This window comes from Streptomyces sp. NPDC002926, assembly GCF_053591755.1.
Window position 1 is genome coordinate 41,135 of record NZ_JBSFUK010000028.1, and the last position, 25,383, is coordinate 66,517.

Genomic DNA, 25,383 nt, shown 5'->3' on the forward strand with positions numbered 1-25,383 from the left:
GTAGCACTTCAGTCGTACCCGACAACACATACGCCGGGGGATTCGCCGTATGCCTGTCGGCTCATAGCTTCTTGATCAGTCACAGCGATGATCAGGAGGCCACAGAGATATGTACGGCAAGGCATTCGCCCCCGAATACCAGGGCGAACTGGGCTCGGTGCTGGGCGTCAATTCCTCGTACGACGAGGTGCTGGCCACCGCGACCCACGCGCGGCGCCACGCCGTCTCGGCACTCGACCGCGCCCGGGCCTCGCTCGCCGTCGCCGAGGCCGGCCGACGGCTGGGCAGGGTGGCCGAAGCCGGTGCCTCCTGGCGCGACAGCTACCGCGCCGCCCGGCAGGCCGGCGATCGGGGCGCGATGGCGTGGGCTCTGTGGAGCGGTGGCACGCTGGCCCGGCAGTGCGGAGCGCTGCCGCTGGCCCGCCGCCTGCTGGCTGCCGCCGTCGACCTCGCCGCGGAGGGCGGTGATCGCCTCGCCCATGGCTACTCGCTCGCGGGCCTCGCCGAGACGGGCCGGATCCAGGGCGACTACGAGGCCGTCGCGGAGATGCACGAGCAACTGCTCGCGCAGGCACGGGCTCACGGTGAATCGCGGCACATGGTCTGGGCGATGTCCGGCATCGCGCAGATGCACCGCAACACCGGCGCATACGCCAAGGCCTTAGCGCTGTTCGAAGAGTGCGCCAGGATCGCGGACGACGCGGACGACGCACGGGGGCGGGCCTGGTCACTGCGCGGCATAGCCGACGTGGTGTCCGTGCAGGGCGATACGGAGCGGGCACTGACACTCCTGGCCGAAGCCGAAACCATCTGCCGTGACATGGAACTGGCCGGCGCTCTCGCCTACAACCACAAGATGCGCGGCAACGTCCTTTTCCGCGCGGCCCGTTACGAAGAGGCCTGCGCCGTCTACTCACGGTCCCTGCGTGAATTCCGCGATATGAACGAGCCCCGTGGAGCGGCGCTGTCCCGTCTCGGCCTCGTCAAGTCCCGCTCCCGACAGGGGTGCGCACCGGATACGACGCTCGCGGAACTCGCAGAGCTGGAGACGGAGTTCAAGCGGATCGGGCTGCGTCACGCCCGGCAGACGGTCATCGCTTTCCGGGACGAACTGGCGGGGACGCAGCGGGGCGCCGACCCGTCCCCCGCCCGCCTCCCTTCCGCCGGAACCATCAGCTGATGTGGAAGAGCGGGCCCGTGAGAGTGAGCCCCAGATCGTGGCCGGCGTACGAGAAGAACGCGAAAAGCATCAGCCCCGCACCGGCCAGCGACAGATCCTTGAGGAAGCCGACCATCTCCATCGTCTTGGACTCTTCGGCGGTCTCCTTCCAGAAGGCGTGCATCAGGAACGCCGTCGGAAGGAGGAAGACGACCAGGAGCAGTGCGCCCAGGTCCGCCCAGACCCCGAACACCACCATGAGGCCGCCGGCGAGGAGCAGGCACCCGCTGCCCAGGACCGCCGCCGCGGGTGCGGGGACACCGCGGGAGCCGGCATAGCCGGCCATGGCCTTCGTTTTGGTGAGGTGGCCGACGGCCGAGTTGAGGAACAGGACGCAGAAGAGGATGCGACCGATGAGCACGAGGACGTCCATGGTTACCTCCGGCATCGCAGGTAATTGAAGACAAAACCTCTTCTGTGTAATTCTACGCTTCGCAGGGACGAAATCCATGCCGGTGGGCGCACACCGCGCGGCCACTCGCCCGTCAGGTCCTCGATGCGGCGGATCCGGCAGAGCCTTCCAGGAGTTCGAGGAACCGGCGGCCGAAAAGGTACGCGTCCCCCGGCCAACGGGCCGAGAGGTAGTTGCGGTCCTGTACGACGAACGCGTGTGAGTCGTCCGGCGCGGTTCCGCGCGCCGTGAGCACCCTGGGCCCGCGCTCGAACAGTGTGCCCGGATCGTCCAGCGCGGCCCTGACCTCGTCCTCCACATAGGCCGGATAGGTGCGGTAGTAGCGGCCGAGGCGCCACGCGGTGGTGAGATAGGCCGAGCGTTCCATGTACTTCGGCAGGCAGGTGGTACGACGGTCCGCCAGCACGCTGCGGCCGCCGGCTCCCGCACGCGACCGCGCCAGGACGAGCACGCCGTGGCAGATCGCGCCGACCGGCCGGTCCAGCGCCCAGAACCTGCCGACCTGCTGCTGCAGCACCTCCGAGCCCAGGTACTGCCGCATCCCCTGCGCGTGCCCGCCCGGCAGGATCAGCCCGTCGTACTCATCCACCTTCACATCCGCCCATCCCACGGTCGCGGCGAATTCCCGGGACCGGGTGAGCTCGTCGTAGAAGTCCTTGGGCTCCTTCTCGGCACCGAGTTGCCCGAAGAGCACGCCGCTCAGCAGCAGCGGATCCGCGGCGGGGCTTGTTCCCGCGCGCTCGGTGGCGAAGATGACCCGGTGCCCGGCGGCGGTGAGAATCCGCCAGGGCACGGCCACCTCGGTGACGTCGAAATCGCGGTCGGGAACCGGCATCAGTACACGCATCCGAGCATCATGGCAGGGTTTCGCACAGCGTCCCGATTCAGCCCGAACGTACTGGCCCATACCGGCCATCGGCCCGGGGACCTCCGCCGCGAGCGGCTCTCAGATCACCTTCGAGCGGACCAGGACACCGAGTACGAGGGCTCCGGGAAGCAGCGGCAGCCACACCGTGATGATCCGGTAGCCGAGGACCACAGAGGTGGCCAGGGCGACCGAAACCCCGGCCATGACCAGCGCTATGACGAGCGCCGCGTCCACCGAGCCGATGCCGCCGGGTGTCGGTATGACGGCGGCCAGCGTGCTTCCGGCGAGATAGGCGAGCCCGACATGGACGGCCGGGATGGACACGTCCAGCGCCATCGCCACGGCGACCAGTCCCGCGGCCTGCAGCGTCGGATAGGCCACGGCGCCGCCCCAGAGGGCCAGCACGCGCGCAGGCCTGGTGTGCACGGAGCGCGCGTCCCGCAGCGCGGTGTCCACAAACGTACGGATGGCTCTGCGCAACGGCCGTACCGCCACCAGCACGAGGGCTACCGCGCACGCCAGAGATCCCGCGGCCACGAGCACCGGGCCTGCGGCGTGCGGCAGGAGACCGTCCAGTTGCAGCGCGTGCGGAGAGGCGGCGAGGAGGACGAGCAGCAGTACGGCTCGTCCCGTGCCCGCCGCCAGCATGTGCAGGGCCAGGGCGGCGGAGGAGCGGGGCAACGAGAGTCCGCAGCGCTGGAGGAAGCGAAGATTGACCGTGCCCGCACCGAGTCCTGCCGGGAGGAGATGGTTGGCGGCACCCGCGGCGAACTGCGTCACGAACAGCCGTAGCGGGGGAAGATGTTCGAGCGTCGCGCCCTGGCGCGTGAAGGATACGGCGACCCAGCCCAGCACGGTGAGCGTGACAGCGAGCAGCAGCCAGTACTGATCGGCGGACAGGAGCTGGCTGCCGCCGGCGGTGATGAGCTGCCAGTGCTGGGCCGCCCACAGGCTGACCGCGGCGATCGGCACCAGGCAGGCGATCTGTCGCAGTGGCAGCCCCCGCAGGAGGTTTCCTTGAGCTGTGGCCATCGCCCGGTTCGTCTCCGCTTCTCGCGCGCTGCTGGGAAGTAGTCGCGCCACCAGGCTCCCCACCACGGGCGACGTCCTGGCGTCGTACGGCCGACGGCCGGCGGGCGCGATGGTTGCCGGAAAGCGACGTCGCGTGTGCGGCCCGCGCTCGCCGGGAAGCAGCACCGCCGCGTCACGCTCCGTACACCGGATGAGCTGGAACGGCCCGAGCGGGCCGACGCCCTAGCAGGCGGACGCCGACCGGACAACAGTGCGCGCACCGCCGTCGGCCGCCGCCGCTATGGGCGGCGTGACCATTCCGCGGGCGACCGGCCCCTTCCTACTCTGACCGGCACCTTGATACGTCTGCGGGAGGTCTCGGATGCTGTTGCGCACAAGCCCGCCCAAGCCCGCCGGTATGCGCCGGGCCGCCGGTCGCACGAGCGCCGTACTCGCTCTGATCGCCGCCACCCTGTGGCTCGCCCCGGCGCCCGCCGCGCAGGCGGCCGTGCCCCTGGAGCGAGTGAGCAGCTTCGGCGCCAATCCCGGCGGTCTGAACATGTATGTGTACCGGCCCGCCGGTCTCCCCGCACATCCGGCGGTCGTGGTCGCCCTGCACGGCTGCACGCAGAGCGCCCGGATCTACGCCGACAACTCCGGGCTGACCACGTACGCCGACCGGCACGGGTTCCTGCTCGTGCTCGCCGAGACGACGTCCGCGAACAGTCCCAGCAGCTGCTTCAACTGGTTCCAGGCCACCGACAACCGGCGCGGGCAGGGCGAGGCCGCGTCCGTCCGCCAGATGGTGGCGCACGCCGAGAGCGCCTACGGCGCCGATGCGGCGCGTACGTATGTCACCGGTCTCTCGGCCGGAGGAGCCATGACCTCGGTGATGCTCGCCGCTTACCCCGATGTCTTCGAGGCGGGTGCGGTGATAGCGGGACTGCCCTACGAATGCACCAAGGACACGGGGGCCTTCACCTGTATGAACCCCGGCGTGGACCGTACGCCCGCGGTGTGGGCGCAGCGGGTCCGTGACGCCTACCCCGCCTACTCCGGGCCGTGGCCGAGGGTGGCGATCTGGCACGGCGACAACGACCCGACCGTCGTGCCGGGAAACGCCGATGAACTGCGGGATCAGTGGACCGCGGTGCACGGCGTGGACCAGAACCCGGACCGTACCTCCACGATCGGGCCGAATCGGACGCGCCGGGAGCAGTATCCGACGGCGGACGGCAGGGTCGTTGTCGAGGTCGACCGGGTGCCCTCGATCGGCCACGGAACGCCGGTGGACCCGGGCGGCGGGCCCCAGCAGTGCGGGCAGACCGGCACGGCGAACTTCATCGACTCGATCTGCTCCGGCTACTGGATCACCGAATTCTTCGGCCTCGACGGCTCCGCGCCTGATCCGGGCGGTATGCCGGCCCCGTCCGGACTCACTTCCACGGGCGCCACCCAGACCTCGATCACCTTGACCTGGACGGCAGTCGACGGCGCGGCGGGCTACGCGGTGTACCGGGACGGGACACGTATCGCCACGCCGTCGGGTGCCCCGTTCACCGACACAGGCCTGAGTCCGGGCACGAGGCACGACTACAGCGTTTCCGCCCGCGACGCGGCCGGCACCGAAGGCGTGCGCTCCGGCCCGGTCACGGCCACGACCACCGGCGGCGCGGCGGCCTGCTGGACCGCCGACAACTACCACCAGGTGCAGGCAGGCCGGGCCACCACCGACGGCAGCCATGCCTACGCCAAGGGCTCCCAGCAGAACATGGGCCTCTACAACACCTTCGTCACCCACACGCTCAAGGAATCCCCCGTCGGCCACTTCGTCGTCGCCGACGCCAACTGCCCCTGACCCGACGGTCCGTATGCCCCAGGAGGACTCCCCGTGCCCCTCGCTCTTCCGTACACGGCCGCGCTGCTGCTCGCCCTCACCGCTGTCCCGGCCGTCGCACAACAACCGCCCGAGGCGCGGGCGGCCGGCCACTGCAGCCGGATCACCCGCCTGCAGGTGCCGGGCGCCGAGCATCAAGAGCGGGCCTGTCTCAAGGAGTTGACCACGGCGGGGACGGTGGCATCCGGTCACACGGACCCGGCCGACTGGGCCGGGCTGACACCCGCGGGCCTTGCCACGCCCAGCGGTGTGCCCGGCGTCCAGATCGACGGCTACTTCCCCGACACCTCCGCCACCAATTCCAACCACGGCTGGAGTCATGACTCGCAGTTCGTCATCCGGCTGCCGGACCGCTGGAACGGGGGGCTGGTCGTCGCGGGCTCCCCGGGCGTGCGCGAGCAGTACGCGAACGACCGGGCCATCGGCGACTGGGTGCTGTCCCGCGGCTACGCCTTCGCCGCCACCGACAAGGGCAACACCGGCGCTGCCTTCTACCGCGACGGCGCCGCGCCCGGCGAGGCGATCGCCGAATGGAACGACCGCGTCACGCAGTTGACCCGGGCCGCGCGGGCGGTCGTCGCCCAGCGCTACCACCGCCCGCCGTCCCGCACGCTCGCCACCGGCATGTCCAACGGCGGCTATCTGGTGCGCTGGCAGCTGGAGAACCAACCCGAGCTGTACGACGGCGGCGTCGACTGGGAGGGGACGCTCTGGCGGGCGAGCGGACCGAATCTGCTGACCTTCCTGCCACCCGCACTGCGCCACTACCCGGTGTTCGCAGCCGGTGGCTCCGGCGCCGGCGCGGCACACCGGGCGATGCTCGCCGCCGGATATCCGGAAGGCTCGGAGTTTCTGTGGCCTTTCCACCACCAGTACTACTGGGATCTGACCCAGCGGATCTACCGGGAGGAGCTGGACCCTGGCTATGACGGGCCGATCGAGGCGGGGACTCCGTACTGCGCGCCCGGAGCGCCCGTGTGCGAGGCGGACTACGTGTACGCCTCCCGTCCTTCGGAGGTGCGCCGTGCTGTCGCGACGATCGGGCTGACCGGCCGGATCGGGAAGCCGCTGATCACCTTGCACGGCACGCTCGATGTGCTGCTGCCCATCGGCCGGGACTCGGATGTGTACGCCCGTATGGTGCGCGATGCGGGCCGCGGCGGGTTGTTCCGCTACTACCGCGTCGAAGGCGCCACGCACGTCGACTCACTCTACGACGCCTTTCCGGACCGCCTGCGGCCGTTGACGCCCTGCCACCGCTCGGCGTTCACCTCCTTGGAGGCCTGGATCGGACAGGGCAGGCAGCCGGCGCCCAGCCATACGGTGGCCCGCCCGGCCGCTGCCGGTCCGAGCACGCTGCTCACCGACTGTCCCCTCGACAGCACGGAACCCCGCTGAGGGCGGGCAGGGCAGCAGCGGGAATTCCTGCTCGTGGAACAGCGGCCCCGCGCCCAGTCCCGAGGCACGACAACCGCCCTCCAGCAGGGCCACGGACCGATCTTCACCACGCGCGACCGGCCGGTCCGCTCGAAGCGCGGCTGGTCCGCGGGATCCGTGCGGCACGACGTGAGCACCGTTCGCTCCGGACGGCGCCACGCGCTCGGGCTGTTGTTCCACGACGCGGCGTGATGCGCACGTACACCCTGCTCGGTGCCGATGGCCATGCCCGCCGCAGCACCGCACCCGGCACGCTGGGCGGGCACCGGCAAAGCAGGTTGTACGGGCGGCTGGACTGCCCCTCCGCACTGCGGGCCATCGCCCGCGGCGGCTGCACCCCACCGCTGCGTCACCCGCTACCCGCGCGTGGGGCCGGTGCCCTGAGCGTGCCGGTTCCCCAGCGTCCGAACGGCGGCGATCACCCGGTCCCAGAACAGTTCGCGTTCCAGGGTCATCGCCACTCGCGCGTTCACCGGTCGGTCCAGGTACTGGTGCAGGTCCACCACGGTCGCCCCGCGCGTGTACCGGCCGCGGAGTTCGACCTCCACACTCGCCTCGACGCAGTGCACGATCGCCGGGTCGATGACCCGGGCCACCGCGACGGGGTCGTGCAGTGGTGGGGCTTCGAAGCCCCACAGCCGCCGGTATCTGGATGCGAAGAAGGTCAGCAACTGGGCGCATGTGCGCCCGAGTTCGGTGCCGAGCCCTTCGAGGCGGGCCAGCACGTCGGGCGTGGCGAGCGCCTGGTGGGTGACGTTGAGCCCGCACATCGTGATCGGCACGCCGCTCCGGAAGACGATGTCCGCGGCTTCCGGGTCGACGTGGATATTGAATTCGGCCGCCGGGGTCCTGTTGCCGCGTTCGGTGGAGCCGCCCATGAGCACGATCTCGCGGATGTGCGCGGCACTGTCCGGGTACCGGGTCAGCAGCAGGGCGATATTGGTCAGCGGCGCCGTCGGAACGAGGGTGACGGGTTCCGGATGTTCGGTCAGGATCCGGTGGATGAGGTCCACCGCATGCTCCGGGACCACGTCCACGGTGGGTTCCGCGAACTGCGGCCCGTCGAGGCCCGAGGCCCCATGGACGTCGTCCGCCACGAGCAGCGGCTGGACGAGCGGCTGTGCGCATCCGGCCGCGATGGGAACATCGGTGATCCCGGCGACGGTGCAGACCCGGCGCGCGTTCAAGGTGGTCTTCTCGACCGTCTGATTGCCGGCGACCGTGGTGATCGCCAGCAGGTCGACCGCGGGGTCGCCGGCCGCGAGCATGATGGCGACGGCGTCGTCGTGCCCGGGGTCGCAGTCGATGATGATCGGCACAGGCACGGTGCTCGCTCCTCGCTCGCTCCTCGGCGTTCCGGGACGGCAACGTCTTCAGTGTGCCCCTGAGACGGGCCGGTGGACGGCCCCTTGCCCCACCCGGGCGTGCCCCGCTCGTCCGATTCCGGTGTGGCCGGCGGCGCGAGGGCAGGACACTCCCCGGCCGCGGCGGGAGCCGGCCGTACCGCCCGTTCTCAGATGTCCGGAAACGTGGACGGAGTGCCGAGAGTTCCGGCGATGGTCTGCCAGATCGCCGCCTGCGCGGCGTCGAGCGTGACCCGCGGGTCGTCCAGCATCAGCCGGATACCGAAACCGTCGCACAGAGCGAGAGTCAGCGTGCTGGTCGCGTCGATGTCGCAGTCGGCGAATTCGCCGGTGGCCATTCCCCGCCGCAGTGCCTCGGCGACCCAGGTGTGGAGCTGGTCGTACAGGTCGACAGCGAGATGGTGGGCGGATGTGTCGCGCAGTGCCCGTACCCAGAGCTCCTGCCAGAGCTTCCAGTCCTGCCGGAGTTCCGGGTCCGTGGGCAGCATGCTGTGAATGATGCGTGCCAGGGTGACCGAGGCCGGGACCGAGTCGGCGTCGCGTTCGAGTTCGGTGCCGGTCTGGGCGAAGGAGTGCGTCATCGCTTCCGCGAAGAGCTTCTCGCGGGTCTCGAAGTGGTAGTGCAGCAGGGCCGTCGATACGCCGGCGTGCTCGGCGACCATGCGCATACGGATCTTCTCGAAGCCGACCTCGGCAATCACCTCGCACGCGGCGGAGAGAATCCGCTCACGCGTTTCGAGCGTGCGTTCGGTCTTGGCCACGTTGCTGCTCCCGTTCCGTATCGCCGCCCGTAAGGTCGGCGGGGCCCCCTGCCCGCCCCGCGCCTTCCCATCTTCCCGTATCTCCACCGGCTGCCGACCCCGGGCCCCGGGACACGGCCGCCGCGAGACGGGAGCCGTGCCGCGCCGGCTCATCGGTACGTGTGGAAGCCCCGGCCCGACTTACGGCCGAGCAGACCCGCGTCGACCATCCGGGCCAGCAGCGGCGGCGGTGCGTACAGCGGCTCGCGGAACTCCTCGTACATCGACTCCGCGATGGCCTGCGTGGTGTCCAGTCCGATGAGATCGGTCAGAGCCAGCGGACCGAGCGGGTGGGCGCAGCCCAGGGTCATGCCCCGGTCGATGTCCTCGACCGACGCCGTACCGGATTCGACCATCCGTACCGCGGCCAGCAGGTACGGAACGAGCAGGGCGTTCACGATGAACCCGGCACGGTCCCGGGCGCGGACGACCTGCTTGCCCAGCACATCGGAGGCGAACGCCTCCGCGCGCTGTGCGGTGCTCTCGCCGGTCAGCAGCGACGGCACCAGCTCGACCAGGGGCAGGACCGGGACAGGGTTGAAGAAGTGCAGGCCCACCACGTGTTCCGGGCGCGCGGTGGCCGCCGCCAGCCGGATCACCGGGATGGAGGAGGTGTTGGACGCCAGAATCGCGTCCTGGCGTTTCACGATCGCGTCGAGCCGGGTGAAGACCTCCACCTTCGCCGCTTCGTCCTCGGCGACGGCCTCCACCACCAGATCCCGGTCGGCCATCAGGTCCATGTCCGCGGTGGTCGCGATCCGGGCCAGCGCGGCATCCCGGTCCTCGGCGGACAGCTTCCCGGCGGCTGTGGCCCGGTCGAACGAGCCGGTGATACGTCTCAGCCCGGCGTCCGCTGCCGCACGGCTCGTCTCGACCACGATCACGTCTCGTCCCGCCCGTGCGCACACCTCGGCGATACCGGAACCCATGAGGCCGCAGCCCACGATCCCGATCCGTTCGATGCCGGCCATTCCTTCTCCTCGGGTATCTGTGACCGTCTTACGGGTCACGACTTACGGGACACGAGCCGTGGGCACCGGGCCGCCCGGCCCGGTCGCGAGGACCGGGCCCGGGCGGCCCGCCCGCCTTCAGCCGGCGGAGGGCATCTGCAGAACGCCCGTGCCCCGCTTGACCAGTTCACCCGCGATGATCACGCGCTGGATCTCGGAGGTGCCTTCCCAGATGCGGTCGACGCGCAGTTCGCGGTAGAGGCGCTCGACGGGGTAGGAGCGGTCGTAGCCGCGTCCGCCGAAGATCTGGACACACCGGTCGATGACCCGTCCGGCCGCCTCGCTCGCCGAGAGCTTGGCGATCGCCGCCTTGGCGTGCAGGGTCTTGCGGTCGGCCCGTCCTTCGTCCACCTCCCAGGCGACCTGGTGGGTGTAGGCACGGTTGACGGCGATGTCGACGGCGCAGTCGGCGAGCATGCCCTGGATGAGCTGGAAGTCGGCGATGGGTGAGCCGAACTGGCGGCGCTCGACGGCCCAGTCGCGGGCCAGCTCCAGCGCCCGCTCGGCCGCGCCCGTCGTCCGCGCCGCGATCATCAGCCGCTCCTCGGTGAACCAGGACCGCGTGATGTCGTACCCGTTCCCGATGCCGCCGAGGACCGCGTCCTCGGGGACATGAACATTCGTGAAGGTGAACTCGGGGTGCTCGTAGACGAAGGTGTGCATGAAGCGCGGCACTCGGGTCATCTCGATGCCGGTCGTTTCCTTGTCGACGAGGAACAGGGTCGGAGCCCGGTCCTCTCCGGCGGCGGCCAGCACGATCATGAAATCCGCGTGGTCGCCGACGGTGACGAACCACTTCTCGCCGTTCAGCACCCAGCCGCTGCCGGTCCGGGTCGCGGTGGTCTTCAGATTCTGCGGATCCGATCCGGCCTCGGGCTCGGTCACCGCGTAGCAGTCCCGGCGCCGTCCCTGGATGACGGGGACGAGGTACCGCTCGCGCTGCTCGGGCGTGCAGAAGCGCAGGGCGTTCGCCGGCCGCCACACCATGTCCCACAGGGCACCGGTGAGCCGGCCGAGCTCCTCCTGGACGGTGGCCTGCTCCAGGATCGTGAGGCCGGCGCCGCCCCACTCCGCCGGCATGTTCACGGCCTGCAGCCCGCTGCCGAGCACGGCGTCGCGGATCTCGGCATGGGCCTGCGGGGGCAGGCCGTTGTTCTCCTCGCAGTCCAGCTCGTACTTCATGATGAAGTCGGTGAGCCCGCGTGCGGAGCTCTTGAGCTCCTCCTGACGGGCGGTGAGACGGAAGTCCATGTCATTCCTCGGAGTTGTCGGGTATGAACGTGTGCCGGTTGGGGCGTCAGGAGGCAGGCAGCGCGAGTGCCCCGGTGCCGCGTTTGATGAGCTCGTTCGCCACGATCAGGCGCTGGATCTCGGAGGTGCCTTCCCAGATGCGGTCGACGCGCAGTTCGCGGTACATGCGCTCCACGGGGTAGGAGCGGTCGTAGCCGCGTCCGCCGAAGATCTGGACGCACCGGTCGATGACCCGTCCGGCCGCCTCGCTCGCGGCGAGCTTCGCCGTCGATGCCTTGGCGTGCAGGGTCTTGCGGTCGGTGTGCGGCTGATCGGCTTCCCAGGCGACCTGGTGGGTGTAGGCGCGGTTGACGGCGATGTCGACGGCGCAGTCGGCGAGCATGCCCTGGATGAGCTGGAAGTCGGCGATGGGTGAGCCGAACTGGCGGCGCTCGACGGCCCAGTCGCGGGCCAGCTCCAGCGCCCGCTCGGCCGCGCCCGTCGTCCGCGCCGCGATCATCAGCCGCTCGTCCGTGAACCACTCCTTGGTCAGCTCGTAACCGTTGCCGACGCCGCCGAGCACGTCCTCGTCGGGGACGAAGACATCGGTGAAGGTGAACTCGGGGTGTCCGTTCACCGCGGAGTGCATGAACCGCGGCACGCGCGTCATCTCGACGCCGGGCGCATGCTTGTCCACGAAGAACAGAGTCGCCGCGCGCTCCTTGCCCGCATCGGCCTGCACCAGCAGGAAGTCGGCGATGTCACCGCAGGTCACGAACCACTTCTCGCCGTTCAGCAGCCACCCGCCGATGGTGCGGTCGGCGGTGCTGGTGCCTGAGCCGGGGTCCGAACCCGCTCCCGGTTCCGTCACCGCGAACGCGTCGAACCGCTCGCCCCGCACGACGGGAAGCAGATACTTCTCCCGCTGCTCCTCCGTGCCGTACGCCAGCACGTTGGCAGGCCGCCACGGGATGTCCCAGAGGCAGTTGGTGACCTTCCCGAACTCCTCCTCGACGATGACCTGGTCGAGGAGGGACAGCCCCGCCCCGCCCCACTCGGCGGGCATATTGATCGCGTACACGCCGGCATCGATCGCGGCGCGGGTCAGCTCGCGGACCGTGTCGGCGGGCAGCGGACCGCCCGCCTCCTCCGACTGGTCCTCGTACTGCATCAGAAGGCGCGCATACGCGGCGGCCCGCGTCTTGAGGTCGGCCTGCTCGGGTGTGTAGCGGAAGTCCATGGTGTCCTCCGAAAACGGTGATGAGGGGAAGTGGGGCGTCAGGCGAGTACGGCCCGGGCGTCCAGGGCCAGTACGCCTTCCGGGCGGACCAGCAGCGGGTTGACCTCGAGTTCGGCGATCTCCGGGTGAGCCGCGGCGACGGCGGTGATGCGTTCGATGACGGCGGCCGCCGCCGCCACATCGACGGCCGGCCGGCCGCGGACGCCCCCCAGCAGCGCGGCGGTACGCAAACTGCTCAGCAGCGTCCCGGCCCGGCCGGCCGGGACGGGCGCCAGGGAGAAGGCGACATCGTGCAGCGCCTCGGTGAGGACGCCGCCGAGCCCGACCATGGCGACCGGACCGAACTGCGGATCGCGGTTCACCCCCACGATCAGCTCGATGCCGTCCGTGAGGTCGGCCATCGCCTCGACCGAGTAGGAGGGAGCGCCGAGTCTGGCGTGCATGTCCCGGTACGCGGCGAGGAGCGCATCCCGGTCCGCGAGCCGCAGCGCCACGCCGCCCGCGTCGGACTTGTGCAGTACGTGCAGGGCTTTGAGCACATACGGACCGGCGAACTCCTCGGCCGCGGCGAGCAGTCCGGCCTCGTCGGTGATCTCGCGCGCCGGCGGGAACGGCACCCCCGCCGCGCTGAGGAGTTTCCGGACACCGTGGTACCCGGCGTCCGCCAGCGGGGCCGCCGCCGGTGGCAGCGGGGCGACACCGGGCGGACCGGCCGCCTCGCGGAGCGTCATCGCCGCAAGCGCCCGGGCGGCGTCCTCGGTGCAGGAGAACACCGGTATCCCGGCGTCGGCCAGCACTTGGCAGCTCGTCGAGCGCGGATACATCGACTGCACGACAAGCGGCTTGGGTGTTGCCCTCCGGTGTGTGACGATCGCCCGGGCCGCCCGCAACTCGCCCTCGGCGAGCGCGGATCCACCGCCGCCGAGGCCGTTTTCGGAAGCGGCGTAACCGCCGAAGTAGCCCGTCATCAGAACGGCGTCGACCTCGTCGGTGGCGAGCAGTTCGCCGACCGTGTCGGCGTACGACCCGGGGTTCTGCTCGCCCATCCCGGCCAGGTCCACCGGATTGCCGACCGCGGACTGCTCCCACAGCACGGTTCTCAGCCTCTCCTGGGCCGCTGCCCGGAGTTCGGGCACCTCAAGACCGGCGTCCTCGGTGGCGTCGGCGGCGATCGCGCCGTGACCTCCACCGTCCGTGAAGACCGCGGTACGCCGTCCGCTCGTGCGGCGCCCGGAGTTGAGCGCGGCGAGGACGACGGCCATCTCGCGTGGCGTGGAGACGAGTTCCACCCCGGCGTCGCGGCAGGCGGCGGCCACGACGTCGGACGACGTGGTGAGGGCGCCGGTGTGCGACTGGGCGCTGCGGGCCGAGGCGCTGCCGCGCCCGGCGGTCAGCAGTACGACCGGCTTGCCCGCCGCGGCGGCCGCCCGGGCGAAGGCGCGGCCGTCCCCGAAGTCCTCGGCGTACACGGCGATGGCCCGGGTGGGCTCGTGCCGCGCACAGTCCTCGACGAGATCGACGAGAGTGACATCTGCCTGGTTGCCGAGGGAGACGAAGCGGGAGAAGCCGAGGCCGTGCGGCGCGCAGCGGAGCTGGAGCTCGAGTGCGAGGTTGCCGCTCTGGCTCAGCAGCGCGATATCGCCGGGCGCGAAACTGTCGGAGGCGAGGTACAGCTGGGTGGTGTTGTCCGCGATCCCGAGGCAGTTGGGGCCGACGAGGACGGCTCCGGCGGCGCGTACGCGCTCGGTGATCGCCCGCTGGCGGGCCAGTCCGGCCGGGCCGGTTTCGGCGAAGCCGGCGGTGATGCCGACGATCGCCCGTGCTCCGCAGGCCAGGGCGTCGTCGACGGCGGCCTCAAAACCGGGGCCCGGTACGGAGATCACCACCAGGTCGACGGGCTCGCCGATCTCCGCGAGGCTGGTGGCCGCGGCGCGGCCCAGGACCGTACCGCCGTGCCGGTTCACCAGGTGCACGGGCCGCCGGTCGGGGTCGCGCAGTGCCTGTGAGGCCACCGCGTGGCCGTACTTCGCCGGGTCGTTGCTGGCGCCGACCACGGCGACCGACTTGGGGTCGAAGAGGGCGGTCAGATCACGTCCCATGTCACTTCTCCAGCCGCAGGGCGGAGTTGGGGCAGACCTCGGCGCAGGCGCGGGCCGCGTCCTCGCCGCCGTCCGGCACCGGTACGGCGACGACGCTCGCGTAGCCCCATTCGTCGAGCTCGACGAGGCCGGGGGCGTGCTCCTGGCAGAGGCCGTAGCCCTGGCAGCGTGTGGAGTCCAGAAGGAGTTTCACGGTGTTCCTTTCAGCGCGGGCACGGGGGAGGAGCCGGGCAGTGGGGCATCGGACGCGGGCGCGTCCATGACCTCCGGTACGGGCACGGAGAACCTGTGGCCGCCGCTGGGAGGATTTGCGTCGCAGGCCGGACAGGGGGTGCCGAGGTGGGCCCGGACGGATTCGGGGAAGGCGCGCAGGAGGCTTCCGGCGGTGCCCGCGGCGGCGTCGAGCAGGCCGCACGCGCCGCGCCCGGGCAGGCCGGACGACCACCGGAGCAGCCGTTCGACGCAGTCGGGCCCGGCTGTGCCGGCGGTCATCCGGTGCAGGGTGTCGCTGATCGCGGCCGTGCCCGACATACAGACGCCGCACTGCCGTGCGCTCTCGGCCGCGAGGTGGTCCAGGGCGTCTGCGGCGACCGCCACCGGGCACTCGCCCGGGGCGAGGAAGCGGATGGCTCCGCAGCCCAGCGCCGTGCCGGCGGCGGTGAGCGCGCCGGGATCGAGCGGGAGACCGAGCGATCCGGGGCCGATCAGCCCGCCGAAGAGCCCGCCCATGAGCGCCCCGGTGGCGTCGGGAGTGCCCTGGGCCGCGGCCAGCGTCGCCAGCGTGGAGCCGTAGGGGACTTCGGTGAGCAGCGGAGTGCCGTTGCGGCCGGACAGGGTCAGCAGCGTGGTACGGGCGATCCGGCGGCGCAGCTCCGGCCGGGCGGCGATGAGGGCGATACGGGCCAGCGTCTCGACATTGGAGACGAGTGTCGGCTCGTCCCCGACTCCTCGCTCGAAGGGCCGGGGCGGCTTGGCGGTGGGCAGGGCCGGTCCGCCGTTGATCCTCCGTACGGCCGCGGTCTCCTCGCCTGCGACGTAGGTGTGTCCGGTCTCGATCACCTCGACCGGCAGCCGCGGGGGCCGCTCGGCGAGAGCCTGGCGAACGCGTGCGCCGGCGTAGGGGTCGGAGAGGTAGACGAAGCCCCGTACGGCTCCGGTGATCGCGGCGGCGGCGGCGAGGCCGTCCAGGACGAGATGGGGCCGGGCCCGCAGGAGCCAGCGGTCCTTGACCGAGCCCGGCTCGCCCTCTTCCCCGTTCGCCACCACCACCGGAGCACCGCCGGCGTCACGTACGGTCCGCAGCTTCACGGCGATGGGGAATCCGGCGCCGCCGCGGCCGCGCAGCCCGGCCGCCTCGATATGGGCCAGCAGCACGTCCGGGCTCACCGCGTCCCGGTAGCCGCCCGCCGCGGCGTACGCCTCGGCACTCTCCGCCACGGTCGGTGCCGCTCCGAGCAGGGAGCCCGTCCGGGCCGGTACCTGGGACCTGATCCCGGTCATCCCCGGCCTCCTTCCGCTACATGGGTACGCAGGGTGCGCACCGCGCTTTCGAGGGCTGCGCGGTCAGCCGCGGTCCGGCCGTACCCGGGTCCCGGAAGGCCGATGAGCATGCGGTGGTGGTCGAGCACGACCTCTCCCGCGAGCAGGGCGGCCCGGCGGTCGCCCGGGCGGGAGCCGTCGGCGACGGCGGTCACGAGATCGGTGACTTCCGTGAGATAGCGCAGCCAGCCGCGCTGGCTGCCGTGCAGGATCAGGGTCTCCACGCGGCGGCGCTCGGCGGCCGCCAGTTCTGGTGGCGTCGCGGCCGCACCCCGCGCACGGGTGCGCAGAGCGGCGACGGTGGGGGGCAGCTCACGCTCCGGTTCGGGGGTGAGCCCGAGCCAGACGAGACTCCGACGACCGCTCATGCCTGCCTCCGGGAGGGATGGGAGAGCCGTCACGGCCGACAGGGGCGGGCGGGAGCCAGGGGTGCGAGGTGCGCTGTCTATGGCTCTGCCGTGGACCGGGGTGCCGTGCGACGGGGGATTCGGCTGTACGGACCGGGCATGGCGCCCGGGAAGCTGCCGGTGTCCGGTCCGACGGGAAACGACAAACGCGGGGAGCAGCTGTGTAGGACTACGCTAACTAATCAGTTAGTCAGTCCACAAGTCTTGACACCGAGGAAACGCGGCAGCAATCTGACTGACCAATTAGTCAGCGCGGCTTTCCCGGTGTCTCACCACGGCCCGCGGACAGCCCTGGGCCGCCTCAACACCGATCGCCGCATATGCGGCATGGAGGAGTCAGCCGATGCAGCCCGAAGCCCCCGAAGCCTCTGCAGTACCCATGGCCTCAGCAGTTCCTGCGGCGCCGGAAGCCCTCACAGCGACTGAAGCCTCCACAGCCTCAGCAGCGCCCGAGGTCCCGGAAGCTCCCGAAGCCTCCGCCGCACTTCAGGACCAGCAGAATCCCGGGCCGGCCCTGCCCGCCCGCTACTACACCGACCCCGGCACGGCAGCCGCCGAGACCCGGCACATCTTCGCCAGGTCCTGGCAGCTGGTGTGTCACGAATCCGATCTGCCAGGACCCGGCGCCCGGCTCGCCGCCACGGTCGCCGACCGTGAGGTACTGGTGGTCCGGACCGAGGACGGCAGCCTGGCGGCCCACCTGAACGTCTGCAGGCACCGCGGAACACGCCTGGTCACCACCCCCGAACCGGCCGGCAAGGCGATCCGATGCCCGTACCACGGCTGGACGTACAAACTCGACGGACGCCTGGTCGGCGCCCCCGAGGCGCGGCAGATCCCCTGCCTGGACAAGCCCAGGCTCGGGCTGTTCCCGGTCCGCGTCGAGTCGTTCCTCGGTTTCGTCTTCGCCAACCTCGATCCCGACGCCGTACCGCTGGCGAAGCAGTGTGCCGGACTCGCCGAGGCGGTCGGCCACTACGCGGGAACCGATCTGGTGCCCATCGGACGCAGCCGGATCCACGACCTCGCCGGCGCCGAGATCCAGGAAGCCAACTGGAAGGTGGCGGTCGACAACTACCTGGAGGGCTACCACGTGCCGGTGGCCCACCCCGGGCTGATGCGGCTGCTCGACTACCAGGGCTACACCTGCGAGATCGAGGAGTCGTACGCGCTCTTCGCCTCACCACTGCGGGACAAGCCGTCCTCGAACTGGGCGGAACGCCTCTACCAGCAGGTCGCCGCCCCGATGCCCGGCCTCACCGAGGCCGACCGGCGGGTCTGGCGGTACGCGGTTATCTATCCGAACACACTCATCGACTTCTACCCCGACCATGTGCTTGCCTGGACCGCAATCCCGACGGCGGTGGACCGCGTGGCCGTACCCGGCGCGTTCTACACCCGCCGCGGGACCGGTCTGCGCACCCGGCTCGCCCGGCGGCTCAACATCCACATCGGCTGGATCACCAACGACGAGGACGCCGAGCTGGTGGCCCGTGTGCAGAAAGGACTGACCACACCCGGCTTCGAGCCGGGGCCTCTGTCCCGGCGCGAGTCGGCGGTCGGCTGGTTCGCCGGCCGCGTCCGCGCCGACCTCGAGGGCGCGGAGCTGTAAGCGCCGCTCCCGGTGAGGCGAGCTGTTACAGCCGTCCCGGCGGTGTGCCCCGCACCGCCGTGCGGCTCCCTGGTCGAGCACGGAGTCAGGGCATCCGTGTACCTGTGACCGCGCCCTGAAGCAGTGCTCGTCCCCAATGGACCCCACGGAGAGGACCACCGATGTCCCCCGAGGCACCCCTGCTGTCCCGCCGCTCCTTTCTCCGTACCGGATCCGCCGCCGCTCTCGGGCTCACGGTTGCCGGCTGCGGATTCCTCCCCGAAGATCCGGCCGCCCACGGTGATCCGGAAGCCCCCATAGACGTCCGCGTCGACGGCGATCTGATCTATTTCAACTGGGCCGATTTCGTCGACCCCGCCGTCTTCAAAGGGTTCGAGAAGGAATACGGCGTCAAGGTCATCCAGTCGAACTTCGACTCGATGGAGGGCATGGCAGCCAAGCTCAATGCCGGAAACCGCTACGACCTCATCTTTCCCACGGCGAAATGGGCGGAGCGGCTGGTCTCCGGCCACCGGCTGCGCCGGATCGACCACTCCCGGCTGAAGAACGCCGACGCGGTGTTCGGCCATTACGACTACTTCGCCGACCCCTGGTACGACAAGGCATCCACGCACACCGTCCCGTTCACCATGTACAAGACCGGGATCGGCTGGCGTAAGGACCAGATCGGCGACAACCTGACCGGCTCCTGGGACGACCTGTGGAACGCCCGAGCCAAGGGCAAGGTCTTCGTACTCGACGACCGCGACGAAGTGCTCGGCATAGGCGCGCTCAAACTCGGTCTCGACCTCACCACCGCCGATGAGGGCGACCTCGGCCGTATCACCAGCACTCTGCAGTCGCTCCGCCCGCATCTGCGCGGATTCTCCAGCGACAGCTACAACAACCTGCTCAACGGCAACGCGGCCATGACCCAGGCCTGGAGCGGGGACATGGCCGCGATGCTCGGCCAGGCCAAGGACCCCTCGATCCTCGGCTTCGAGGTCGCCAGGGAAGGCGCCCCGGTCAACTCCGACTGCTACGCCATCCCCTCCAACGCCCGGCATCCAGGCACGGCGATGCTCTTCATCGACTACATGCTCCGCCCGGAGAACGTGAAGAAGAACATCGAGTACATCGGCTATCCCATGCCGGTGGGCGGCAGCGAGGACACCTACGCCGCGATCGTGGAGCCCTTCCCCGAGTGTCTCGTCTCCGCCGGAGACCTCAAGGACGACCTCTTCTTCCGCAACGGCACATCGAGGGGCGAACAGGCCCGAGATACCGCCTGGACCCATGTGAAGGCCGGCTGACATGGCACTACGCAAACGCCCCGAGGAGTCCCGTCCGCGCAGCGGACCATCCGCCTCCGGCACGCGGCTGTGGACCTGGCTGATGATCCCCGGCACCCTCTGGATGACCGGTTTCCTCATCGCCTCGCTCCTGCTGGTGGCCACTCTCGCCTTCGGCACCACCGACGCGCTCGGCAACCCGCGCTTCGGACTCAACTTCGAGAACATCGCGGCGATGACCGATCCGGCCTACCGCGCCGTGCTGCTCCGCTCCCTCGGCTACGCACTCCTCACCTGTCTCATCTGCCTGGTCGTGGCCTACCCGGTCGCGTACGCCATCGCCCTGCACGGCGGACGCTTCAAGAACCTCCTGATCGCCGCGATCGTCGTGCCGTTCTTCGCCAACTACCTGGTGCGGATGTACGGCTGGTCCGTCGTCCTCTCCGACGACGGTCCCCTGCTCAAGGCCCTGCGCGCCGTCGGACTCGCCGACTCGGACACCAAGATCCTGCAGACCGGCACGGGAGTCATCGCCGGTCTCGTCTACGGGTTCATCGTGTTCATGATCATCCCGCTGTACGCGGCCCTGGAACGCATGGACGTCTCGCTGATCGAGGCGGGACGCGACCTCTACGGGGGCCCTTTGCGGACGTTCTTCTTCGTCACCCTGCCCGCCACCCGGCAGGGAGCGATGGCCGGCTGCGTCCTCGTCCTGCTACCCGCCATGGGCGACTTCGTCAGCGCCCAGCTCATGGGAGGCCCCGACCAGATCATGATCGGCAACCTGATCCAGGACAAATTCTTCCAGGGCCAGAACTGGCCGCTCGGCTCGGCACTCACCATGCTGATGATGGCGGTGCTGTTCATCGGAATGCTCGGCTACCTGCGGCGCACCCGCAAGGACGAGGCGGAGGCGACCCGATGACACTCCGTCCCGCCCTCAAGCCGCAACGCCACCCGGCCGTCAAGGTGAACCGCCGCCCGGGCCCGCGGCCGAGCCGTCGGCCCGCCCGCCGCCAGGCCGTCAAGCGGCACCGCCGCGGCACCGACCGTAGGCCCCGCTTCGCCATCTCCGTCACCGCCGCCTTCTTCGCGCTCCTCTACCTCCCCATCGGCGTTGTCGTCCTCTTCTCCTTCAACTCCCAGAAGTCCCTCACCGTCTTCAAGGACTTCAGCCTCCGCTGGTACTCGGCCTTCTTCAAGGACGACGTACTGCTCGAGTCGCTCGGTATGAGCCTTCGGGTGTCCCTGGTGGCCATGACAGGCTCCCTGATCCTCGGAGTCGCCCTGGCGCTGGGCCTGGTCCGCTGCCGCAGCCGGCTCGGCTCACTCGCCGGCCTGGTCATGCTCGTCCCGCTGATCACCCCGGAGATCGTCACCGGTGTCGCCGCGATGCTGCTCTTCAAGGGCTTCGGCATCACGCTCTCCACCGGCACCGTGATGCTCGCGGAGATCACCTTCTCCATCTCCTATGTGACGGTGATCCTGCGCTCCCGGATCGCCGCCCTGAACCCGGAGGTGGAAGAGGCGGCGATGGACCTCGGGGCCACCCGCTGGCAGGCGCTGCGCCTGGTCACCCTGCCCGCCCTGCTCCCCAGCATCCTCGCGTCCGCGGTGCTCGTCTTCGCCCTTGTCTTCGACGACTTCGTGCTCGCCTACTTCACCACCGGCGTCGACCCGCAGCCGCTCTCCGTACGCATCTACTCGGCGATCCGCTTCGGCGTACAGCCCACCATCAACGCGGTCGGCACCCTGATGCTCGCCGGATCCATCGGCCTCATCGCCCTCGCCCTCGCCATACCGCGCCTGTTCGGCCGCCGCGGTGGCCTCGATCTGCTCTCCGGGAAGTGACACCCGTGATACCCACACCCGCGGAAACCTCACCCGCCGTCCGGCTCGACACCTCGCCCGCCGTCCGCCTCGACGGCATCAGCAAGAGCTACGGCGACTCGTACGCCGTCCACGACCTCTCGCTGGACATCGCCCGCGGAGAGTTCTTCTCGCTCCTGGGCCCCTCGGGCTGCGGCAAGACCACATCGCTGCGCATGATCGGCGGCTTCACCGACCCGACCGACGGCGCCATCCTGCTCGGCGGCAAGGACGTGACCGCCCTGCCGCCCGACAAGCGCAACGTCAACACGGTCTTCCAGAGCTATGCGCTCTTCGACCATCTGTCGGTCGCCGACAACGTGGCATTCGGCCTCAAGCGCAAGGGGGTCGGACGGGCCGAGATACGCGAACGGGTCGCCGCCATGCTCGACCGGGTGCAGCTCGGCGGCCTCGCCGACCGCAAGCCCGGTACTCTCTCCGGCGGCCAGCGCCAGCGCGTCGCCCTGGCCCGCGCACTCGTCAACCGCCCCGAGGTCCTGCTCCTCGACGAACCGCTGGCCGCGCTCGACCTCAAACTCCGCCGCCGGATGCAGGTCGAACTCAAGCAGATCCAGCGGGAGGTCGGCATCACCTTCGTCTTCGTCACCCACGATCAGGACGAGGCGCTGACCATGTCCGACCGGGTGGCGGTGATGAACGAGGGCCGCGTCGAGCAGTGCGGAACCCCCGAGGATGTCTACGAACGCCCGGCGAGCAGCTTCGTCGCCTCCTTCATGGGCACCTCCAACCTCGTGCCCGGCATCTACCGCTCCGGCGAGGTCATCGTCGATCAGGGCCCCACACTGCCCGTGGGCACCCGCACCGGCGTCACCGAAGGCAGCAGGGTCAGCCTCTCCATCCGGCCAGAGAAGATCTGGCTCTCCGACTTCGAACCGGGCATGGCCCTGGTGAACGGCGTCATCCGCGAGACCGTCTACTCCGGCCCGACCACCACCTACCTCATCGAACTCGCCCCCGGCATCACCCTTTCCGTCCTGGAGCAGAACACCGACCGCTCCCGGATGGAGGACCGCTGGAGCGGTGGCGAGAGCGTCGAGATCGGCTGGAAACCCGAACACTGCCTGGTCCTCGACTGACAGCCCGCCCCGCAGCCGATCCAGCGAAGGAACGCCCCATGAACCACGATGTCATCGTGCTCGGCGCCGGACTCGCCGGTCTCGCCGCAGCACGTGACCTGGCCGCGGCCGGAGCGCACGTCCTCGTCCTCGAGGCCCGCGAACGGGTCGGCGGCCGCGTCGAACAGACCACGCTGCCCGACGGCCGGCTCGTCCAGCTCGGCGGCGAGGTCGTGGGCCGCGCCCACACCTCGTATCTCACCCTCGCCGCCGAACTCGGCCTCACGCTGATCCCCAGCTATGTCGCCGAACCAGGGGCCATCGCCCGCGCCACGCCGGAAGGAATCTCCGCCGGAGACCCGCCGCACTGGTTCGGCCCCGGCGACGACGCCTGTCACCGGCGCGTCACCGACTCGTTCACCGCCCTGGCCAGCACCGTCGATCCGGACGATCCGTGGTCCCACCCCGACGCCGCCGCCCTCGACGGGATACCGGTCGGAGACTGGCTGCGCTCCGAGGGCGCGACCCCCGCCGTCGTACGCCTCTGGGAGATCGGCCAACTCGCCCTGGCCAGTGGCTCGTACGAACGCACCTCGCTGCTCGCCGCCCTGCGCAAGCACGCCGCCGTCCCCGGCACCGAACATGGCGGCCACTACGACTACGAGGACTGGGAGGGACTGCGGGTCGCGGAGGGTTCGGCGACCGTGGCGCTGCGCATGGCGGACGGGCTCGGTGAGCGGATACGGCTCGGGGCACCGGTCGACGCGATCGCCGTACGGCCCGGGGGCTGCACCGTACGCCTGACCGGAGGCGAAACGCTCACCGCCGGCGCCGTCGTCAGCGCGCTGCCCGTCGGTCCCCTCCGCTCGGTCACCGTCACCGGAATTTCCGACGAACGCCTCGCCTCGCTGCACCGGCAGCGCCAGGCGGTCGCCGCCAAGTTCGTCGCGGCCTACGACAAGCCTTTCTGGCGCGCCCACGATCTGAGCGGCCTCTCCGAATGCGAAGGGGTCCTCGGCAGCACCTGGCCGCAGAACGAGGGCATCCTCTCCGCTCTCATCCCGCCCGAGCGCTACGGCGTGCTGCTCGGCATGCCCGACCGGCTGCGCGTGCCCGAACTGCTCCGCGACGTCGCCCGCCTCTACGGCGATGAGGCCCACCGGCCACTCACCGCGTATCTGCGGATGTGGGGCACCGATCCGTGGACCCAGGGCTATGTCACGCAGTGGACCCCCGGCGACGTCATGGCCGTCGGCCCCCGGCACGGCACCCATGAACCGCCGTTCTATGTGTGCGGCTCCGACCAGTGGGTGGCCGGCTATATGGAGGGCGCCGTACGCACCGGCCGCGCCGCGGCGAAGGAGGCGCTGCGCCGTGGCTGAACGCTCTGCGCATCCCGAGGTCCTCAACCACATCGCGGGAGCGGACATCCCCGCCGCCTCCGGCGAACCGATGGAGCTGACCGACCCCGCCACCGGAGCAGTGCACCGCACCGCGCCGCGCTCCGGACGGGCCGACACCGACGCCGCCTGTGCGGCGGCCGCAGCAGCGTACGAGCGCTGGTCCACGACCACTCCGGGCGAACGGCAGCGCGCGCTGCTGCGCATCGCCGACGCCATGGAGGACCACGCGGACGACCTGGTGGCCGCCGAGGTCGGCGACACCGGCAAGCCCGCGGACCTCTTCCGGTCCGAGGAACTGCCCGCCATCACCGATACCTTGCGCTACTTCGCCGGCGCCGCCCGGAACCTGCCCGGCGCCGCCGCCAGCGAGTACACCGAGGGACGCACCTCGCTGCTCCGCCGCGAACCGGTCGGTGTCTGCGCCCAGATCACCCCCTGGAACTACCCCTTGATGATGGCGGCATGGAAGATCGCCCCGGCGATCGCGGCCGGGAACACGACCGTGCTCAAACCTGCCGACACCACCCCCACCTCATCAGCCCTGCTGGCCCGGATCGCCGCCGAACACCTGCCGCCGGGTGTGCTCAACGTCGTCTGCGGCGACCGGGACACCGGCCGGGAACTCACCGCCCATCCGGCCGTCCGGCTGATCGCGGTCACCGGCAGCGTCCGGGCCGGCCGGGAGATCGCGGCCGCCGCAGCGGCGGACCTCAAGCGCGTCCATCTCGAGCTCGGCGGAAACGCTCCGGTCATCGTCCACGACGATGTGGACATCGAATGCGCGGCGGCGGACCTCGCCGCGGTCGCGTACTACAACGCCGGCCAGGACTGCACGGCCCCCACAAGATTCCTGGTCAGCCACCGCATTCACGATGCGTTCCTCGCCGCGTTCCGCGCCCGCGCGCGGAAACTGCGCACCGCGGCACCCGGCGAGCCGGCCGACTACGGCCCGCTCAACAACGCTGCTCAACTGGCCTCTGTGGAGGCCCTGCTGAGCAGGCTGCCGGATCATGCCGAGGTCGTCGCCGGAGGTTCCCGGATCCGGCGGCCCGGATACTTCCACGAGGCGACCGTGGTCGCCGGTGTCCGCCAGACCGACGAGATCGTGCAGGAGGAGATCTTCGGGCCGGTCGTCACCGTGCAGGCGTTCTCGGACGAGGACGAGGCGCTGCGGCTTGCCAACGACGTGCGGTTCGGCCTCGCGGCCAGTGTATGGACCACGGACCACGATCGCGCGATGCGCGCGACCCGGGCCCTGCAGACCGGGATCGTGTGGGTGAACACGCACGGCACCACGGTGTCGGAGATGCCGCACGGCGGGGTCAAGCACTCCGGCTACGGCAGCGATCTGTCGCTGGCCGGGCTGCTGGACTACACCCAGGTCAAGCACGTCATGCTGTGACGCCTGCGACGAGCCGGGTGCAGCGCGGCCACGGCGCTCCGGTGACCTGGTCACGGGTGAAGGTGCCGAGTCCGTTCTTGTCGGGGCTTTCGACGCGCACCTTCGTGGCCTTGCCGCCGGAGCCGGCGGATGTGTCGTCGGGGGGGGGGGGGGGGGGACGGGGGGGCGGCGCCCACGGTGGTGGGCGCCTTGGTACTGGCAGGAGGCATGCGTCAAA

At 70.5% G+C, this 25,383-nt stretch carries 22 protein-coding genes and 1 pseudogene; 11 read left to right on the forward strand and 12 right to left on the reverse strand.

Going from position 1 to position 25,383, the window contains the following annotated elements:
• Positions 1-109 precede the first annotated feature (109 nt).
• A complete protein-coding gene (locus ACWDZ6_RS28125) occupies positions 110-1,180 on the forward strand; it encodes a tetratricopeptide repeat protein (RefSeq protein ID WP_451505062.1) in 1,071 nt (356 codons plus the stop codon).
• Here the strand turns inward: ACWDZ6_RS28125 and ACWDZ6_RS28130 are convergent.
• The 3 genes from ACWDZ6_RS28130 to ACWDZ6_RS28140 form a co-directional block, all read right to left on the reverse strand.
• Positions 1,173-1,607, reverse strand: coding sequence for a DoxX family protein (locus ACWDZ6_RS28130; protein ID WP_451505063.1), 435 nt, complete (start codon positions 1,605-1,607; stop codon positions 1,173-1,175). The two genes, ACWDZ6_RS28125 and ACWDZ6_RS28130, sit on opposite strands and share 8 nt — an antisense overlap.
• Positions 1,608-1,704: 97 nt before the next feature.
• Positions 1,705-2,478 (reverse strand): type 1 glutamine amidotransferase domain-containing protein, encoded by a 774-nt coding sequence (locus ACWDZ6_RS28135; protein WP_451505064.1) that lies wholly within the window; start codon positions 2,476-2,478, stop codon positions 1,705-1,707.
• Between the two features lie 99 nt (positions 2,479-2,577).
• The gene (locus tag ACWDZ6_RS28140; protein WP_451505065.1) at positions 2,578-3,531 is read right to left on the reverse strand and encodes a lysylphosphatidylglycerol synthase transmembrane domain-containing protein; all 954 of its coding nucleotides are present in this window, start codon (positions 3,529-3,531) and stop codon (positions 2,578-2,580) included.
• Positions 3,532-3,892: 361 nt separating this feature from the next.
• Here ACWDZ6_RS28140 and ACWDZ6_RS28145 point away from each other — a divergent pair, with 361 nt between their 5' ends.
• From ACWDZ6_RS28145 to ACWDZ6_RS28155, 3 genes and pseudogenes are all read left to right on the forward strand, one after another.
• Entirely contained in the window at positions 3,893-5,368 is a 1,476-nt protein-coding gene (locus tag ACWDZ6_RS28145) for an extracellular catalytic domain type 1 short-chain-length polyhydroxyalkanoate depolymerase (RefSeq protein ID WP_451505066.1), read from the forward strand.
• A gap of 33 nt (positions 5,369-5,401) precedes the next feature.
• Positions 5,402-6,805, forward strand: coding sequence for a tannase/feruloyl esterase family alpha/beta hydrolase (locus ACWDZ6_RS28150; protein ID WP_451505067.1), 1,404 nt, complete (start codon positions 5,402-5,404; stop codon positions 6,803-6,805).
• 21 nt (positions 6,806-6,826) lie between these two features.
• A pseudogene (locus tag ACWDZ6_RS28155) lies at positions 6,827-7,036 on the forward strand (2OG-Fe(II) oxygenase); the annotation flags it as partial.
• A gap of 164 nt (positions 7,037-7,200) precedes the next feature.
• On the opposite strand, the gene ACWDZ6_RS28160 reads toward ACWDZ6_RS28155, so the two are convergent.
• The 9 genes from ACWDZ6_RS28160 to ACWDZ6_RS28200 form a co-directional block, all read right to left on the reverse strand.
• Positions 7,201-8,169: a nucleoside hydrolase gene (locus ACWDZ6_RS28160; protein WP_451505068.1), complete on the reverse strand. Its 969-nt coding sequence runs from the start codon at positions 8,167-8,169 to the stop codon at positions 7,201-7,203.
• Positions 8,170-8,357: 188 nt separating this feature from the next.
• The gene (locus ACWDZ6_RS28165) at positions 8,358-8,969 is read right to left on the reverse strand and encodes a TetR/AcrR family transcriptional regulator (protein WP_351451348.1); all 612 of its coding nucleotides are present in this window, start codon (positions 8,967-8,969) and stop codon (positions 8,358-8,360) included.
• A gap of 149 nt (positions 8,970-9,118) precedes the next feature.
• Complete coding sequence (locus tag ACWDZ6_RS28170; protein ID WP_366729878.1) at positions 9,119-9,979, reverse strand: 3-hydroxybutyryl-CoA dehydrogenase; 861 nt, start codon at positions 9,977-9,979, stop codon at positions 9,119-9,121.
• Between the two features lie 117 nt (positions 9,980-10,096).
• Positions 10,097-11,269 carry an acyl-CoA dehydrogenase family protein gene (locus ACWDZ6_RS28175; RefSeq protein ID WP_451505069.1) on the reverse strand — a complete coding sequence of 391 codons (1,173 nt, stop codon included), beginning with the start codon at positions 11,267-11,269 and terminating at the stop codon, positions 10,097-10,099.
• A 46-nt stretch (positions 11,270-11,315) separates the two neighbouring features.
• Positions 11,316-12,488 carry an acyl-CoA dehydrogenase family protein gene (locus ACWDZ6_RS28180; protein ID WP_451505070.1) on the reverse strand — a complete coding sequence of 391 codons (1,173 nt, stop codon included), beginning with the start codon at positions 12,486-12,488 and terminating at the stop codon, positions 11,316-11,318.
• 38 nt (positions 12,489-12,526) lie between these two features.
• A complete protein-coding gene (locus tag ACWDZ6_RS28185; RefSeq protein WP_451505071.1) occupies positions 12,527-14,587 on the reverse strand; it encodes an acetate--CoA ligase family protein in 2,061 nt (686 codons plus the stop codon).
• Between the two features lies 1 nt (position 14,588).
• On the reverse strand, positions 14,589-14,780 hold the full coding sequence (locus ACWDZ6_RS28190; protein WP_451505072.1) for a ferredoxin: 192 nt from the start codon (positions 14,778-14,780) through the stop codon (positions 14,589-14,591).
• The gene (locus ACWDZ6_RS28195; RefSeq protein ID WP_451505073.1) at positions 14,777-16,087 is read right to left on the reverse strand and encodes an NADH-ubiquinone oxidoreductase-F iron-sulfur binding region domain-containing protein; all 1,311 of its coding nucleotides are present in this window, start codon (positions 16,085-16,087) and stop codon (positions 14,777-14,779) included. Before ACWDZ6_RS28195 ends, ACWDZ6_RS28190 begins: the two co-directional genes overlap by 4 nt.
• Positions 16,084-16,494 (reverse strand): hypothetical protein, encoded by a 411-nt coding sequence (locus ACWDZ6_RS28200; protein ID WP_451505074.1) that lies wholly within the window; start codon positions 16,492-16,494, stop codon positions 16,084-16,086. The genes ACWDZ6_RS28195 and ACWDZ6_RS28200 overlap by 4 nt, the downstream gene beginning before the upstream one ends.
• Positions 16,495-16,912: 418 nt before the next feature.
• Here ACWDZ6_RS28200 and ACWDZ6_RS28205 point away from each other — a divergent pair, with 418 nt between their 5' ends.
• From ACWDZ6_RS28205 to ACWDZ6_RS28235, 7 genes are all read left to right on the forward strand, one after another.
• Positions 16,913-18,145, forward strand: coding sequence for an aromatic ring-hydroxylating oxygenase subunit alpha (locus ACWDZ6_RS28205; RefSeq protein ID WP_451505075.1), 1,233 nt, complete (start codon positions 16,913-16,915; stop codon positions 18,143-18,145).
• A gap of 161 nt (positions 18,146-18,306) precedes the next feature.
• Positions 18,307-19,437 (forward strand): extracellular solute-binding protein, encoded by a 1,131-nt coding sequence (locus ACWDZ6_RS28210; RefSeq protein ID WP_451505076.1) that lies wholly within the window; start codon positions 18,307-18,309, stop codon positions 19,435-19,437.
• A 1-nt stretch (position 19,438) separates the two neighbouring features.
• Positions 19,439-20,341: an ABC transporter permease gene (locus tag ACWDZ6_RS28215; protein WP_451505077.1), complete on the forward strand. Its 903-nt coding sequence runs from the start codon at positions 19,439-19,441 to the stop codon at positions 20,339-20,341.
• The gene (locus ACWDZ6_RS28220) at positions 20,338-21,267 is read left to right on the forward strand and encodes an ABC transporter permease (protein ID WP_451505078.1); all 930 of its coding nucleotides are present in this window, start codon (positions 20,338-20,340) and stop codon (positions 21,265-21,267) included. Before ACWDZ6_RS28215 ends, ACWDZ6_RS28220 begins: the two co-directional genes overlap by 4 nt.
• A 5-nt stretch (positions 21,268-21,272) precedes the next feature.
• Positions 21,273-22,382 carry an ABC transporter ATP-binding protein gene (locus ACWDZ6_RS28225; protein WP_451505079.1) on the forward strand — a complete coding sequence of 370 codons (1,110 nt, stop codon included), beginning with the start codon at positions 21,273-21,275 and terminating at the stop codon, positions 22,380-22,382.
• Between the two features lie 38 nt (positions 22,383-22,420).
• Positions 22,421-23,743 carry a flavin monoamine oxidase family protein gene (locus tag ACWDZ6_RS28230; protein WP_451505080.1) on the forward strand — a complete coding sequence of 441 codons (1,323 nt, stop codon included), beginning with the start codon at positions 22,421-22,423 and terminating at the stop codon, positions 23,741-23,743.
• A 70-nt stretch (positions 23,744-23,813) separates the two neighbouring features.
• Entirely contained in the window at positions 23,814-25,166 is a 1,353-nt protein-coding gene (locus ACWDZ6_RS28235; RefSeq protein WP_451505081.1) for an aminobutyraldehyde dehydrogenase, read from the forward strand.
• The last annotated feature ends 217 nt before the right edge of the window (positions 25,167-25,383 follow it).